A 14,717-nucleotide genomic window follows, 5' to 3' on the forward strand; every position below is an offset into this window, starting at 1 on the left:
AAAGCTACCGGAATGCGCCGAACAGGGCAAACGACGATCGTCGGCGGCGCTGGCACTTTGCCACGGTTATGGCATGCTAGCCGCCCCCTGCCTGCCGGCCATTCTGCGCCCCCAGGAACCGTCATCGTCGCCCAGCCCCAGGATGTAGGTCTTTGCCAACAGTCACGCCCCCAATCACACCGCGTACTCCCGGCGCGCCGCCGGCTGCGACGATGCGTGGGCCGACCCGTGGCGCACTGGTGGTGTTGGTGCTGAGCATGTTGGTACTGCTGCTCTGGCAACTGCGCCAGGAGTCCCAGCAACTGCTCGACAACCAGCGGCAACTGGGCCTGGCCTACAGTTCGCAATTGGCCAACCACCTCAATTTGAACATGGCGCTGAAAGCCAGTGCCGGCCAGGCGCTGCTGCAGCCACATGTGCTGCCGCCAAACAACCCGGATGAGCTGGAAGAACTGCTGCACACGCTGCGCGGCGTATTCCCGACGCTGCGCAGCCTGGCCTGGCTAAATGCCGAGGGCCGCATCATCGCTGACAGCCATGCGCCCACCGACGATACGTTGTACCTCGAAGAGTTGCTGCAACGGGGTGGCCGTGAAAGTTTCTTTTATACCTTCAGTGCCAACGAGCATGGGCGTATCTACCTGCTGCTGCGGCATAACCCCGACAGCACGGCCAGCGGGTTCTGGATATTGCGCCTGACCAACCAGGCACTTACCGGTTGGCTGAATGAACACCATCAAAGCCAACATCACTGGCTACTGGAAGACCGCAATGCTCAGCGGGTGATTGCCAGCAACGTGGCCCAAGGCATTCAAAATGCAGCCGTCGCGCCGCCTGTGACTGCGGAAAACCTCGACCAGAGCATGTTGGAAACCCCACTCAAAGGCAGCGACTGGCAACTGCGTGCGCTGTTCAACGAGCGCAAGGTGCGCGCCCAACAGCTGCCGCAGCAGGCCAGCAAGCTGCTGCTGTTTATCCTCTGCGCCACCCTCACGCTGTTGGCGCTGTACCGCCTGCTGAATGAGCAACGCAACCTGCACGCACTGAATACCGCCTCGCGGCGCTCATTGCAGCAAGCAGCCAGCGTACTCGGCGCCATCGAAGAACGCGTGCTGGTCACCGACAGCAGCGGCCAATTGCAGTACCTCAACCCGCAAGCGGAAGCGATGTTCGGGTTGAGCAACGATGAGGCGCGTGATTGGCACCTGCTGAAACTGCTGCCACGCCTCGACCCGCTGCTGCTGCACGACACCGCGCTGCACAACGACCTTGGCCCGGACCTGGTAGAAATTCAGCAGAACGGCGTCACTCATCTGTATGACATCAGCCGCAGCGACTTGAGCGAAGACAACAAGCGCACCGGTTTTGTCTGGGTGCTGCGCGATGTCACCGAAGAACAGCATGCCTCGCATGTGCTGCAGGAAACCCGCCGACGCTATCAGGACATCTTCGATGGCACCGGCACCGCCCTTTGCGTGCTCGACCTGGCTGAGTTACAGCGCTACCTGCAACAACAGCAACTGCGCGACATGGCCAGCCTGCAGCGCTGGCTGGACGTCGACCCGCAACATCACATTGAGCTGTGCCAGCGCCTACGCCTGACGGAAACCAATCAGGTGGCCCTGCAACTCCTCGGTGTCGACTCCAACCAGCAGGCCTGGCAACACTTGTTCAATAGCGGCCCGCTGCGCCCAGAAGGCTTCCGCATGCAGCTGCTCAGTGTTCTGCTCAGCGGTAGCGGTCAGCTAGAAATGGAGCGCCAGATCACCACGCCACAAGGGTATGAGCGCCACTTGTGGTTATTGATGCGCCTGCCGGAGAGTATCGACGACCTGCAGGCCGTGACCCTCAGCATCAGCGATATCACCAACCGCAAACGCATCGAAACGTCACTGATCGAGCGTGAGCGCTTCTGGTCCGATGTGGTCAACGCAGTACCTGACACCATCTATGTGCACGACATCGCCGGCAAGCGGGTGATGTACAGCAACAACCACCTCGGCCCGCAGCTGGGCTACAGCAAGGCGGAAATGCGTGCCCTCGGTGATCGGCTGTGGGAAAAAATTCTGCATCCCGACGATGTCGAGCTGTACCAACGCATGCGCAATATCCAGCAGGTATTGGGCAATGGCCTGTTGATGCAGTTCGAGCTGCGCTGGAGGCACCGCGATGGCAGCTGGCACTGGTTCGATATCCGCGAGCAGGCCCTGGCGCGCGATGCCAAGGGCCGGGTCAGCCGATTGATTGGCGTGGCCAAGGACATCACCGAACAGATCACCCACAGCGAGTCCCTGCGCACCAGCGAGCAACGCTATCGCCTGCTGGCGGAAAGCATCAGCGACGTGATCTTCTCCACCGATGCCCAGCTGCAACTCAACTATGTCAGCCCATCGGTGATGCCGGTGCTTGGCTATGACAGCGAGTGGGCGCTGGCCAACGGCTTCCAGAGTTTGGCTACCAACCCGCGTCAGCTCAGCGGTTTCTACGCCCTGCTCGACCGCGTGCGCAACGCCCTCGGTGACCCGCAGCGCCTAGCCGAACTGCGCGCCGAATTTCTGCCGCAACTGTTCGTCTTTGACGCCTTGCGTGCGGATGGCCAGAAAATCCCCGTGGAACTGCGCTTGGTGCCAATGTGGGATGACAGCGGCCGTTTCGAAGGCTTGCTAGGTGTTGGTCGCGACATCAGCCTGCAGCGCCGCGCCGAAAAAGACCTGCGCATGGCCGCCACGGTATTCGAGCACTCCACGGCGGCCATTCTGGTCACTGACCCGGCGGGCTATATCGTCCAGGTCAACAACGCCTTCAGCCGGGTCAGCGGCTACAGCTCCAAGCAGATTCTTGACCAGCTGCCGAGCGTATTGACTGCAGACACTCAGCAAGCCAGCCATCTGGCCTATGTGATCAAACAGCTCAACCAGCAAGGCAGCTGGGAGGGCGAGGTGTGGCTCAAGCGCAAGAACGGTGAGAAATTCCCGGCCTGGGTCGGTATCACTGCGGTCAAGGACGATGAAGGCGACCTGGTCAGCTACGTGTGCTTCTTCAGCGATATCAGCGAGCGCAAGGCTAGCGAGCAGCGTATCCACCGCCTGGCGTATTACGACGCCCTGACCCAGCTGCCCAACCGCACCCTGTTCCAGGATCGCCTGCACAGTGCATTGCAGCACGGTGAACGGCATCAGGAGTGGGTGGTGCTGATGTTCCTCGATCTCGACCGTTTCAAGCCGATCAACGACTCCCTCGGCCATGCCGCCGGCGACCGCATGCTCAAGGAAGTCGCCGTGCGCCTGCGCGCCTGCGTGGACAGCGACGACACCGTGGCGCGCATGGGCGGCGACGAGTTCACCCTGCTGCTGCAATCCCAGGCGCAGCGTGAAGGCGCACTGACCCGCGCAATCCACGTTGGCGAGCAGATTCTCGCCAGCCTGGCGCAGCCGTTTATCCTCGAAGGCCGCGAGTTCTTCGTTACCGCCAGTATCGGTATCGCCCTGAGTCCGCAGGATGGCAACGAGCTGAGCCAGCTGATGAAGAACGCCGATACGGCGATGTACCACGCCAAGGAACGCGGCAAGAACAACTTCCAGTTCTACCAGGCCGACATGAACGCCAGCGCCCTGCAGCGCCTGGAGCTGGAAAGCGACCTGCGCCACGCCCTCGAACAGGGCGAGTTCAAGCTGTTCTACCAACCGCAGTTCTCCGGCGATGGCAAACGCCTGACCGGCGCCGAAGCGCTGTTGCGCTGGCAGCATCCACAGCGCGGCCTGGTGCCGCCGAGTGACTTTATTCCGGTACTCGAAGAACTGGGCCTGGTGGTCCAGGTTGGCGACTGGGTGCTGCGCGAGTCGTGTAGGCAACTGGCCGAATGGCACGAGGCGAAGATTCGTGTGCCGAAGATTTCGGTCAACCTCTCAGCACGCCAGTTTGCCGAAGGCGACCTGCATCAGCGGATTGCGCAGATCCTGGAGCAGAGCGGTGTTCCCGCCGCCTGCCTGGAGCTGGAACTGACCGAAAGCATCCTCATGGAAGATGTGGCCAATGCCATGCAAACCCTGAGCAGCTTGAAGCAGCTGGGGGTGTTTATCGCCATCGACGATTTCGGCACCGGCTACAGCTCACTGAACTACCTCAAACAATTCCCGATCGACGTGCTGAAGATTGACCGCAGCTTTGTCGACGGCCTGCCGCATGGCGAACAGGACGGACAAATCGCGCGCGCGATCATCGCCATGGCCCACAGCCTGAACCTCACGGTAATCGCCGAAGGTGTGGAAACCCTGGCCCAGCTGGATTTCCTGCGCGGCCACGACTGCGACGAAGTACAGGGCTTCCTGCTGGGCAGGCCGATGCCGGCCCACCAGTTCACCGCGCTGTTTACCGGCACCGCCCTGTTTATGCTGAGCTGAATCGCCGGCGTGCATGAGCCCCGCTTGTCCGCCAGATGACCACGCTTCATATGCCTGTTTAGTACGGATGAGGTAGAATTCGCCCCCTCTTTCTACCGCCCAGCTGATTTTCTCAGGGGAATGCTATGTTCAGCCGTGATTTGACTATCGCCCGTTATGACGCCGAATTGTTTGCCGCGATGGAGCAAGAAGCCCAGCGCCAGGAACATCACATCGAGCTGATCGCCTCGGAGAACTACACCAGCCCAGCGGTGATGGAAGCCCAGGGTTCGGTACTGACCAACAAGTACGCTGAAGGCTATCCAGGCAAGCGTTACTACGGCGGTTGCGAATACGTCGACATCGTTGAGCAGCTGGCCATCGACCGCGCCAAGGAGCTGTTCGGCGCCGATTACGCCAACGTCCAGCCGCACTCCGGCTCGCAAGCCAACAGCGCCGTGTATTTGGCCCTGCTGGAAACCGGTGACACCGTACTGGGCATGAGCCTGGCACACGGCGGCCACCTGACCCACGGCGCCAGCGTCAGCTTCTCCGGCAAAATGTACAACGCTGTGCAGTACGGCATCACCGATGCCGGCCTGATCGACTACGACGAAGTTGAGCGCCTGGCTGTTGAACACAAGCCGAAGATGATCATTGCCGGCTTCAGCGCCTACTCGCAGGTACTGGACTTCCCACGTTTCCGCGCCATCGCCGATAAAGTGGGCGCTTACCTGTTTGTCGACATGGCGCACGTGGCCGGTCTGGTGGCTGCTGGTGTATACCCGAACCCAGTGCCGTTCGCCGACGTGGTTACCACCACTACTCACAAAACTCTGCGCGGCCCGCGCGGCGGTCTGATCCTGGCTCGCGCCAACGAAGCGCTTGAGAAGAAATTCAACTCCGCGGTATTCCCAGGCGGCCAAGGCGGCCCGCTGGAGCACGTCATCGCCGCCAAGGCCGTGTGCTTCAAGGAAGCCCTGCAGCCTGAGTTCAAGACCTACCAGCAGCAAGTGATCAAAAACGCCCAGGCCATGGCCAGCGTGTTTATCGAGAACGGCTACGACGTGGTCTCTGGCGGTACTGAGAACCACCTGTTCCTGCTCAGCCTGATCAAGCAGGACATCACCGGTAAAGATGCCGACGCCGCTCTGGGTCGCGCCTTTATCACCGTGAACAAGAACAGCGTACCGAACGACCCACGTTCGCCGTTCGTCACCTCCGGCCTGCGCATCGGCACCCCAGCAGTAACCACCCGCGGCTTCAAGGAAGACGAATGCCGCGCACTGGCGGGCTGGATCTGCGAGATCCTCGCTAACCTGGGCGACGACACGGTCGAAGCGCGCGTGCGCGAGCAAGTCAAAGCGGTCTGCGCCAAGTTCCCGGTTTACGGCAACTAAACATCGGCTGCTGCTGAAAAGCCCGCCTCCTGGCGGGCTTTTTTATACCTGCCGAACCACCCTCAGCAGCGATAAAACCAAGCCAGCGGCAGCAGCCTTGGCTATAGTGGATAAAACCTCGCAGGAGTTTCTTTGCATGAGCGAAACAGCCAATGAGCGTCGGCGCTTTCACCGCATCGCTTTCGACGCCCCCACCGAGATCGTGCAAGGGGAACGACGCTGGGCAGTCGAATTGCATGACGTGTCGCTGAAAGGTCTGTTAATCAAGCGTCCAAACGGCTGGAATGGCGACCCTAATCAGCCATTCGAGGCCAACATCCAACTGGCCGATGACACCCGTGTGCGGATGGAAGTGGTGCTGACACGTACTCAGTCTGACCTGCTCGGTTTTGTCTGCCGGCATATCGACCTCGACTCGATCAGCCACCTGCGCCGCCTGGTGGAGCTCAACCTCGGTGATGACAGCCTGCTGGAACGCGAACTCGCCGCCCTCGGCGAAGACGAATAAAAAAGGAGGCCTCGGCCTCCTTTTTTCATCCTGCCTGAGCAGATTTAGAACGTGTTTACGATTTCGCGAGCTAGAGCCAGACAAGGCAAAAACAGCCGAGAAACGCAGCGCAGCGGAGTAACAGCCAACGGCTGACCCGCAGGGTGAGCGAAGCGAATCACGCGCAGTTTACGAGCTGTAAATGAGCATTCCGAGGCTGTTTTTAACGCCGGATGGCCGATGCGCAGCAGATCGTAAACAGGTTCTTACTCGAACAACGCATCCAGCGCTTGCTCCAGGCGCGTGACGGCAATCACCTGCAACCCTGGCGGCGGATCTTTCGGCGCATTGCCCTTGGGCACGATGGCGCGCTTGAAGCCGTGTTTGGCCGCCTCTTTCAGACGTTCCTGGCCGCTCGGCACTGGGCGAATCTCGCCAGACAGGCCGACCTCGCCAAACACCAGCAGGTCATGCGGCAGCGGCTTGTTGCGCAGGCTGGAAATCACTGCAGCCATCAGCGCCAGATCGGATGCGGTTTCCAGCACCTTGACCCCGCCCACCACGTTGAGAAACACGTCCTGGTCATAGGTCGGGATGCCGCCATGCCGGTGCAATACGGCCAGCAACATGGCCAAGCGGTTCTGATCCAGGCCCAGGGTGACGCGGCGCGGGTTGGCCATATGGCTGGTGTCGACCAGCGCCTGCACCTCCACGAGCATCGGCCGGGTGCCTTCCCAGGTGGCCATCACCACGCTGCCGGGCACTTCTTCCTGGGCCCGGGTGAGGAAGATCGCCGAAGGATTGGTGACCTCTTTCAGGCCCTTGTCGGTCATGCCGAACACGCCCAGCTCGTTGATCGCGCCAAAGCGATTCTTCACCGCGCGCAGCAGGCGCAGACGGCCATCGGACTCACCTTCGAAATACAGCACAGTATCGACCATATGCTCGAGCACACGCGGCCCGGCCAGTGCGCCTTCCTTGGTCACGTGGCCGACCAGGAAAATCGCCGTGCCGCTCTGCTTGGCAAAGCGCACCAGCAACGCCGCACTTTCGCGCACCTGGGCGACACCGCCAGGAGCCGACTGCAGCTGCTCGGTAAAGATGGTCTGGATCGAGTCGATCACCATCACCTTGGGCTTTTCCACCCGCGCGGTGGCGATGATGCTTTCAATGCAGGTTTCAGTCATCACCTTGAGCTTGTCTTCCGGCAAGCCCAGGCGGCGGGCGCGCATGGCTACCTGCTGCTGGGATTCCTCACCGGTGACATACAGCGCGGGGAAGCGCGTGGCGATATTGCACAGGGTCTGCAGCAGGATGGTCGACTTGCCGATACCGGGGTCGCCGCCAATCAGCACCACCGACCCGTCCACCAGACCGCCGCCCAGCACGCGATCCAGCTCGCCAGAGGCCGTGGAGAAACGCGGTACCTCCTCGACGCTGACCTCGGCCAGGGTCTTGATCTGCACCTGATCACCCGCCCAACCGGCGCGGCCGCTGGGGGTGGCTGCGTTGGCTTCAAGCAGGGTTTCCACCAGGGTATTCCAGACCCCGCATTCGCCGCACTGGCCGGCCCATTTCGGGAAGGTGGCGCCGCACTCGGTGCAGCCATACATGCGCTTGGCCTTGGCCATGCCGGACTCCTATAAACGCTGAGCCCGGATCATACGAAATAGCTGGATATATTTACAGTCCCGCACAGCTATCCCTTGCAACCGTTACCACAGCCACAACATTGCCCGGCAGCGCGTTTCAGCCGGCGCGCGAGATCATCCTTGAGGCCAACCCGCTCCTGCTTGAGGGCCAGCAGCGCCTCATCAGCCAGCAGTTCGCTGCCCGCCTCGATGCGGCAGATGCGTTTATCCAGGGTTTCGTAGGTGTCCGCCAGGCGGGCGAAGTTGGCATCGCCAAGACGCAGCTCATGCAGCGCGCCGCGCAGTTCGGGGAAATCCTTGATCAGCGGATGGTGTTCAACGTGCATGCGGGTAGCCCTCTGAGATAGTCACTGTTTGCAGACTATCCCTCGAACCGGGCCCCGCACTTGACCCGGATCAAAGCAATACCGTTATTACGCGCTGCTAAGAAAATCGGCCAATTCATCCTTGAGGCTGACGCGCTGCATCTTCAGGCCCAGCAGCAACATCTCATCCATGGCCACCCGCCCACTCTCCGCCTCATAGATGCGCTTATCCAGCTCTTCATACTCCTCGACCAAGCGAGCGAAATGTCCATTGCTGGACAGCAAGGTATGCAGCTGCGTCTTGAACTCGGGAAACTCGCGGTGCAGCGGATGATGTTCCAGTGGCATAACGGCATCCTCGTGGCGGATTCCCCTTGAGCCTAGCCCAGTGGCGCGGGCTCTGCCGAAACGGTCCAGCTACACGGATGGAGAGCGACTTCTGCTATCTTTGCCCAAGCATCAGGAACCACTTACGAGAACAGGTTATGAGTACGACATCAGGATGTTCGGCTTGCCGTGACGGCCAAAGCTTGGATTTCCCCATCAGCATGGCCTTTCAGCCCATTATCAACCTGAGTACGGGCGCCATTTTCGCCCACGAGGCGCTGGTGCGCGGCAAAAACGGTGAGTCCGCTGGCAGCCTGCTGAGCAAGCTCAACGCGGATAATTTGTATCCGTTCGACCAAGCCTGCCGAATTACGGCCCTGGAATGGGCAGCCAAGCTGCAAGTGCCGGCCATGGTCTCGATCAACTTCATGCCCAACGCGGTGTACAAACCCGAGACCTGCATCCGCGCCACGCTGGAGGCCGCTTCGCGATTCAACTTCCCGCTGGAGCGGATCATTTTCGAGGTCACCGAACAGGAGCAGGTGCTGGATATCGATCACCTCACCGGCATCCTGCGCGCTTACCGCAAACAGGGCTTTATGACGGCGATTGATGACTTTGGCGCCGGTTATGCCGGGCTCAATCTCCTGGCCGACTTTCAGCCTGACCTGATCAAGCTGGACATGCAGCTGATCCGCAATATCGAGCAAGACAGCGTGCGGCAGATTCTGGTCGAAGCGACCCTGCAGATGTGCCGCAAGCTGAATATCCGGGTGATTGCCGAGGGCATCGAAAGCATCGGTGAACTGCACGCATTACGCGACATGGGGGTGGAACTGTTCCAAGGCTACCTGCTGGCTAAACCTGCGTTCGAGTCGCTGCCCGAAGTCCATTACCCGGGCTGATAAGTAGCTGGCAAGCGGAGCGTGCTGGATTACACTCAGCGCAACCTCACCTACCAGGGAACGCAGCATGAGCATAATCAGTGAATTCAAAGCCTTTGCGGTCAAGGGCAACGTGGTCGACATGGCCGTGGGCATCATCATCGGCGCGGCCTTTGGCAAGATCGTTTCGTCCTTTGTTGGTGACGTGGTGATGCCACCGCTGGGCGTGCTGATTGGCGGCGTGGACTTCACTGATCTGGCCATCACCCTGAAGGCTGCCGAAGGCGATCTGCCTGCTGTGGTGTTGGCCTACGGCAAATTTATCCAGACCGTGCTCGACTTCCTGATCGTCGCATTCGCCATTTTCATGGGCATCAAGGTGCTCAACAAACTCAAGCGCGAAGAAGAAGCGGCACCCGCAGCACCGGCCCCACCGACCAAGGATCAGGAACTGCTGAGCGAGATCCGCGACTTGCTCAAGTCGCAACAAAGCCGAGACTGACGCCCCGTGTGGAGGGCCGAGGGCCCTCCCGTACATGATTTGTTGCAGGACAGAACGTTGGGCTAACGCACGTTCGTGTAAATTAGCCTCCCCTTGGCTACTTTTCCCCCTCAATGACCCTCCTGATTGCGTTTGCAGTTCTATCCATCCTCGTATCCTTTATCTGTTCGATTCTTGAAGCGGCGCTGCTGTCCCTGACGCCTAGCTATATCGCCCAGCAAAAAGCGACCAGGCCTAAGCTCTACGAGCGTTTGAAGGGGCTTAAAGACAAGATCGACCAGCCTCTGGCCGCCATTCTTACGCTGAACACCGTGGCCCACACAGTTGGCGCTACCGGCGTGGGTGCGCAGGTCACAGTCGTGTTTGGCGACGGCTACTTGGGCATTGCCTCAGCAGTGATGACGCTGCTGATTCTGGTCCTCTCGGAAATCCTGCCCAAGACCATTGGTGCGCGTTACTGGCCAACCCTGGCGCCATTCCTGCCGAGCCTGCTGGGCGGCATGATCCTGCTGCTCAAGCCGTTTATCTTCATGTCCGACATGATCATGCGGCTATTTGGCGGCAAAGAGCCTGAGCACGACATCCGTCAGGAGATCAAAGCCTTGACCCTGCTCGGCCGCGAGGTGGGCAAGCTCGATGAAGACGAACAACGGGTTATCAGCAACATCCTCGACCTGCATGAAATCAAGCTGCGCGACATCATGACGCCACGGATTGTCTGCGAGTTTGCCGCTCCCGATGACACCCTCGACGCATTCAAGGCGCGCGTGAAAGAGAGCCAGTTTTCCCGCTACCCGGTTATCGGTGAGGATGAAGCGCCACTGGGCGTGGTGTTCCGTTATGACGCCCTGGGCGCCGATACGGATGAGGCCCCGGTGTCCAGCATCCTCAAACCGCTCAAGGTGGTTTCCGACAGCATGAACGTCGAAAACCTGATGACGCAGATGATGCATGAGCGTCAGCACATGTGCCTGGTGTATGACGAGTTCGGCAGCTGGCGCGGCCTGGTGACCATGGAGGACATCATGGAAACCATCATCGGCAAGCCGATCCTCGACGAAACCGACGACATCCCGAATATGCGCCGCTTCGCCAAGCGCCGCTGGGAACACCGGATCAAGGCCATCCGCGAGGAATAAGCGCTACCAGTAGTTCTCCACCGCCACCTGCCCCGGTCGCCGGGTCAGGCTGAGCTGCAGGTCGCGCTGTTTCAGCAGCGCGCGGGTGTCGTCGATCATCTGCGGATTGCCGCAGATCATCAGCCGCGAATGCTCAGGCTCCAGGCTCAGCCCCGCCGCCCGCTCCAGCTCGCCACTGTCCAGCAAGGTGGTGATACGCCCATGCAGGCAGCCGGGCACCTGCTCGCGGGTGACCAGCGGCAGATAGGTGAAACGATCGGCGTATTCCTGCAAATGCTCCTGCTGCATCAGCCCGTGAATCTGCGGCTGATAGGCCAGCTCACTGGCCGTGCGCGCGCTGTACACCAGCACCACCCGGTCAAAGCGCTGCCACACGTCCAGGCCCTGCAGAATCGACAGAAACGGCGCGAGCCCCGTGCCGCTGGCCAGCAGCCAGAGGTCACGGCCATCGGCAAAGCGGTCGAGGGTGAGAAAGCCCAGTGCCTGTTTTTCCACCAGCAGGCTGTCGCCGACCTTTAGCCGACTCAGCTCGGAGGTGAACTCGCCGCCTGGCACGACGATGGAGAAGAACTCAAGAAACTCATCATGAGGCGCCGACGCCATTGAATAGGCCCGCCAGGCCACCGAGTCATCGGCCTTTTCTACGCCAAGACGGGCGAACTGCCCGGCGCGAAAGCGAAATCCGGCATCACGCGTACAGCGCAGGCTAAACAGGCTGGGCGACCAGACCTGAATAGAAATAAGCGTTTGCCGCGTGTACTTGTCGTCACTGACCATGCGAGCACCGGACCTATGCGGATTGCACAGGCCCAGTGTGGCGCAACACCGGCCGGACAAACACCGGCAAAACCTGGGGGCTCTTGGCCTTGCGCCTTAAAGCCCGGCCTTAGCGACGGTTGACTGCCTGCGCGGCACGTAACACATCGGCACCGATTTCCGCTTCGTAGGTCTTCCACATCGGGCTCAGTGCGGCGCGCCAGGCGGCACGCTCGTCGTCGGTCAAGGTCACCACTTTGGCATTGCCGGCGGCGATGATGCGCTCGCGATCATTGTTGTTCAGCGTTTCGGCATCCTTATTCACCGCGAAGGACACTTCATCGATGATCGCTTCCAGCTCGGTGCGGGTTTTGTAGGGGATGCTGGTCCAGAACTCCTTGCTGCTGATCAGCATATAGCTCAGCGAGCCGTGATTAAGCTCGCTGATAAACGGCTGCACGGTGTCGACCTTCTGGCTGGCGATGTTCGACCATGGGCCTTCGGTGCCCTGGATGGTACCAGCCTGCAACGCCTTGAATGCCTCGGCGAATGGCATTTTCACGGTCTTGGCACCGAGCTGGCCAAACTGCGCCTGCAACACCGACGAGGGTTGGATGCGGAACGCCAGGTCCTTGGCATCCTCGGGCTTGCGCAGCTCGCGGCTGGCGGTCAGCTGCTTCATGCCGTTGTTCCAGTAGGCCAGGCCATAGATGCCCTGGTTGGACATGGCGTGTAGCAACTCGCGGCTCTTGTCACGCTTCTGGAAGCGTTTGACCGCCTCTAGGTCATCGAACAGGAACGGCAGGTCAAACACCTGCAATTGCTTGGTATACGCCTCGAACTTGGACAGCGACGGCGCCAGCATCTGCACCTTGCCCTCGCGCAGTGCGTTGATCTCCTCGCCATCACCGAACAGCGTCGAGTTCGGATAAACCTCAACCGCGACTTGCCCGGCCAGACGCTCTTCGACCAATTTCTTGAACAGCAGTGCACCCTTGCCCTTGGGGGTGTCCTCGGCCACCACATGGGAGAACTTGATCACGATGGGCGCCGTGCCTTCGGCCAGGGCCGGGCTTGCCGCGACCAGCAATGCGCTGAAGGTTAAAGACAGCAGGGACTTGAACATGGACATACCTTTTTGCAAATAGAACGCCGTGAAGCCTGCATGGGCAGGCCTCATTGAGTGGGGGGGGTGGGCTATGGATGATTCGGTGGACGCGGCAGAGTGCTGCACGGTCCTGATCATCAGGCGCTACCAGATCGCAGCCGGGCGTAGTGCTCGGAGCCTGGTTATTATTTGAATGCCGACCTTGCTGACTCATGCCTGCTGACTGACGGGTATCAGACACGACTGAGCAGATCCACAAGGGGGCGGCATTCTTCGGTAAAGCCGCGTGCGGCACAACTGCGATTTGCTGAACCAGCTCTCAGTTTCGAGACTTTTCCGCCACTTGCACCGACAATAGCGACCAACTGCACTTTTTATCGCGCCCTTGCGGCCTGCACCCGAGTTTTCCATGCCTGTGTTCAGCACCCCGTTCGCCCAGCTCGACCTGCTTCGCCAACCCGACCAGCCCCACGAGCCGCTGCAGGCGTTCGATGCGGCAGACGAATACCTGCTCAACCATCTGCATGAACAAGGGCTGACGAGCAGCACGCGCGTATTGGTGCTGAATGACAGCTTCGGTGCCCTGGCAGCCAGCCTCGCTGGGCAGGCGCGCGTGACCAGCAGTGGCGACTCACACCTCGGCCATCTGGGTTTGCAGGTCAACCTGCTGCGCAATCAGTTGCCTACGGATGCCGTAACGTTTGTACCGGCCAGCGCAGTCGCCCAAGGGCCATTCGACGTGGTACTGATGCGCGTACCGAAAACCCTGGCGCTGCTGGAGGAGCAACTGATTCGCCTGCACGGCCAGCTCGCCCCAAACGCGCAGGTGATTGCCACCGCCATGGTCAAACACCTGCCGCGTGCTGCCGGTGATCTGCTGGAGAAATATATCGGCCCGGTGCAAGCCTCACTGGCGGTGAAAAAAGCCCGCCTGCTGTTTGCCACCCCTGAAGCCAAGCCTGCGCCCGTATCGCCCTACCCGACGCGTTATCGCCTGGAAAAACCGGCCATCGAGCTGCTTAACCACGCCAATGTGTTCTGCCGCGAAGACCTGGATATCGGCACCCGCGCCTTCCTCCCGCACCTGCCCAAACACCTCAGCCGCGTGCGCGTGGCTGACCTCGGTTGCGGCAACGGCGTGCTCGGCATTGCCTATGCGCTGGGCAGCCCGCAGGCCGAGCTGACGCTGGTGGATGAGTCGTATATGGCAGTGCAATCGGCCGAGGAAAACTGGCGTGCGGCGCTGGGCGAACGCCCGGTCGAAATCCGCGCTGGCGATGGCCTGGCCGAGCAGACGGCTGACTCGCTGGATCTGGTGCTGTGCAATCCGCCGTTCCACCAGCAACAGGTGGTCGGCGACTTTCTCGCCTGGCGCATGTTCCAACAGGCCCGCGCCGCGCTGGTCACCGGCGGAGAATTGTGGATAGTCGGCAACCGCCACCTGGGCTACCACGCCAAGCTGAAACGGCTGTTCCGTGGCGTCGAACAGGTGGCGGCAACGCCGAAGTTTGTGGTGCTTAAAGCGATCAAATAAGCGCGCTGAAGCCCGGTGGAAGGGGCTTCAGCCGCGACAGGGCGTCAGCAAACGCTCGTCGCCAAAGCGTCTCCTACAGTGATCACCACTATCGCGCTTACGGCGTGCCCATCCCTGCCGCTTGCATAAACAGGCGCAGCAGATAGGACACCGCGCCCAGGGCCAGCACGCTGCCAGCCCAGATCAGCACCAGCCAACCTAGCCGCTGCCACAGCGGTTTTTTCTCTTCGATGTCGCTCATCAC

Annotated in this window: 13 protein-coding genes; 7 read left to right on the forward strand and 6 right to left on the reverse strand. The window is 60.6% G+C overall.

Annotation, left to right across the window (positions count from 1 at the left end):
- Positions 1-212 precede the first annotated feature (212 nt).
- From ALTER154_RS05555 to ALTER154_RS05565, 3 genes are all read left to right on the forward strand, one after another.
- A complete protein-coding gene (locus ALTER154_RS05555) occupies positions 213-4,400 on the forward strand; it encodes an EAL domain-containing protein (RefSeq protein ID WP_160085586.1) in 4,188 nt (1,395 codons plus the stop codon).
- Positions 4,401-4,525: 125 nt separating this feature from the next.
- The gene (glyA, locus tag ALTER154_RS05560; RefSeq protein ID WP_160085587.1) at positions 4,526-5,779 is read left to right on the forward strand and encodes a serine hydroxymethyltransferase; all 1,254 of its coding nucleotides are present in this window, start codon (positions 4,526-4,528) and stop codon (positions 5,777-5,779) included.
- A 136-nt stretch (positions 5,780-5,915) separates the two neighbouring features.
- Positions 5,916-6,287, forward strand: a complete 372-nt coding sequence (locus ALTER154_RS05565) for a PilZ domain-containing protein (protein WP_090249454.1) — start codon at positions 5,916-5,918, stop codon at positions 6,285-6,287.
- A gap of 245 nt (positions 6,288-6,532) precedes the next feature.
- Here ALTER154_RS05565 and radA read toward each other — a convergent pair whose 3' ends face one another.
- From radA to ALTER154_RS05580, 3 genes are all read right to left on the reverse strand, one after another.
- Positions 6,533-7,897 carry a DNA repair protein RadA gene (radA, locus tag ALTER154_RS05570; protein WP_160085588.1) on the reverse strand — a complete coding sequence of 455 codons (1,365 nt, stop codon included), beginning with the start codon at positions 7,895-7,897 and terminating at the stop codon, positions 6,533-6,535.
- Between the two features lie 68 nt (positions 7,898-7,965).
- Positions 7,966-8,244, reverse strand: coding sequence for a YdcH family protein (locus ALTER154_RS05575; RefSeq protein WP_160085589.1), 279 nt, complete (start codon positions 8,242-8,244; stop codon positions 7,966-7,968).
- An 87-nt stretch (positions 8,245-8,331) separates the two neighbouring features.
- A complete protein-coding gene (locus ALTER154_RS05580) occupies positions 8,332-8,571 on the reverse strand; it encodes a YdcH family protein (RefSeq protein ID WP_090249465.1) in 240 nt (79 codons plus the stop codon).
- Between the two features lie 137 nt (positions 8,572-8,708).
- Between ALTER154_RS05580 and ALTER154_RS05585 the strand changes: the two genes are divergently transcribed.
- From ALTER154_RS05585 to ALTER154_RS05595, 3 genes are all read left to right on the forward strand, one after another.
- Positions 8,709-9,455, forward strand: coding sequence for an EAL domain-containing protein (locus ALTER154_RS05585; protein ID WP_160085590.1), 747 nt, complete (start codon positions 8,709-8,711; stop codon positions 9,453-9,455).
- A 67-nt stretch (positions 9,456-9,522) separates the two neighbouring features.
- The gene (gene mscL, locus ALTER154_RS05590; protein WP_160085591.1) at positions 9,523-9,936 is read left to right on the forward strand and encodes a large-conductance mechanosensitive channel protein MscL; all 414 of its coding nucleotides are present in this window, start codon (positions 9,523-9,525) and stop codon (positions 9,934-9,936) included.
- A gap of 113 nt (positions 9,937-10,049) precedes the next feature.
- Positions 10,050-11,075, forward strand: a complete 1,026-nt coding sequence (locus ALTER154_RS05595) for a CNNM domain-containing protein (RefSeq protein WP_160085592.1) — start codon at positions 10,050-10,052, stop codon at positions 11,073-11,075.
- Between the two features lie 3 nt (positions 11,076-11,078).
- Here the strand turns inward: ALTER154_RS05595 and ALTER154_RS05600 are convergent, their stop codons facing one another.
- Together ALTER154_RS05600 and ALTER154_RS05605 are read right to left on the reverse strand one after the other, a co-directional pair.
- Positions 11,079-11,852, reverse strand: coding sequence for a ferredoxin--NADP reductase (locus ALTER154_RS05600; protein ID WP_160085593.1), 774 nt, complete (start codon positions 11,850-11,852; stop codon positions 11,079-11,081).
- Positions 11,853-11,961: 109 nt separating this feature from the next.
- The gene (locus tag ALTER154_RS05605) at positions 11,962-12,957 is read right to left on the reverse strand and encodes a DctP family TRAP transporter solute-binding subunit (RefSeq protein WP_160085594.1); all 996 of its coding nucleotides are present in this window, start codon (positions 12,955-12,957) and stop codon (positions 11,962-11,964) included.
- A gap of 391 nt (positions 12,958-13,348) precedes the next feature.
- Between ALTER154_RS05605 and ALTER154_RS05610 the strand changes: the two genes are divergently transcribed.
- Positions 13,349-14,473 (forward strand): class I SAM-dependent methyltransferase, encoded by a 1,125-nt coding sequence (locus ALTER154_RS05610; RefSeq protein ID WP_160085595.1) that lies wholly within the window; start codon positions 13,349-13,351, stop codon positions 14,471-14,473.
- A 97-nt stretch (positions 14,474-14,570) separates the two neighbouring features.
- Here ALTER154_RS05610 and ALTER154_RS05615 read toward each other — a convergent pair whose 3' ends face one another.
- Positions 14,571-14,714 carry a DUF2474 domain-containing protein gene (locus ALTER154_RS05615; RefSeq protein WP_160085596.1) on the reverse strand — a complete coding sequence of 48 codons (144 nt, stop codon included), beginning with the start codon at positions 14,712-14,714 and terminating at the stop codon, positions 14,571-14,573.
- Positions 14,715-14,717: the final 3 nt, after the last annotated feature.

The organism is Pseudomonas sp. 9AZ (assembly GCF_902506525.1).
GTDB lineage: Bacteria > Pseudomonadota > Gammaproteobacteria > Pseudomonadales > Pseudomonadaceae > Aquipseudomonas > Aquipseudomonas peli.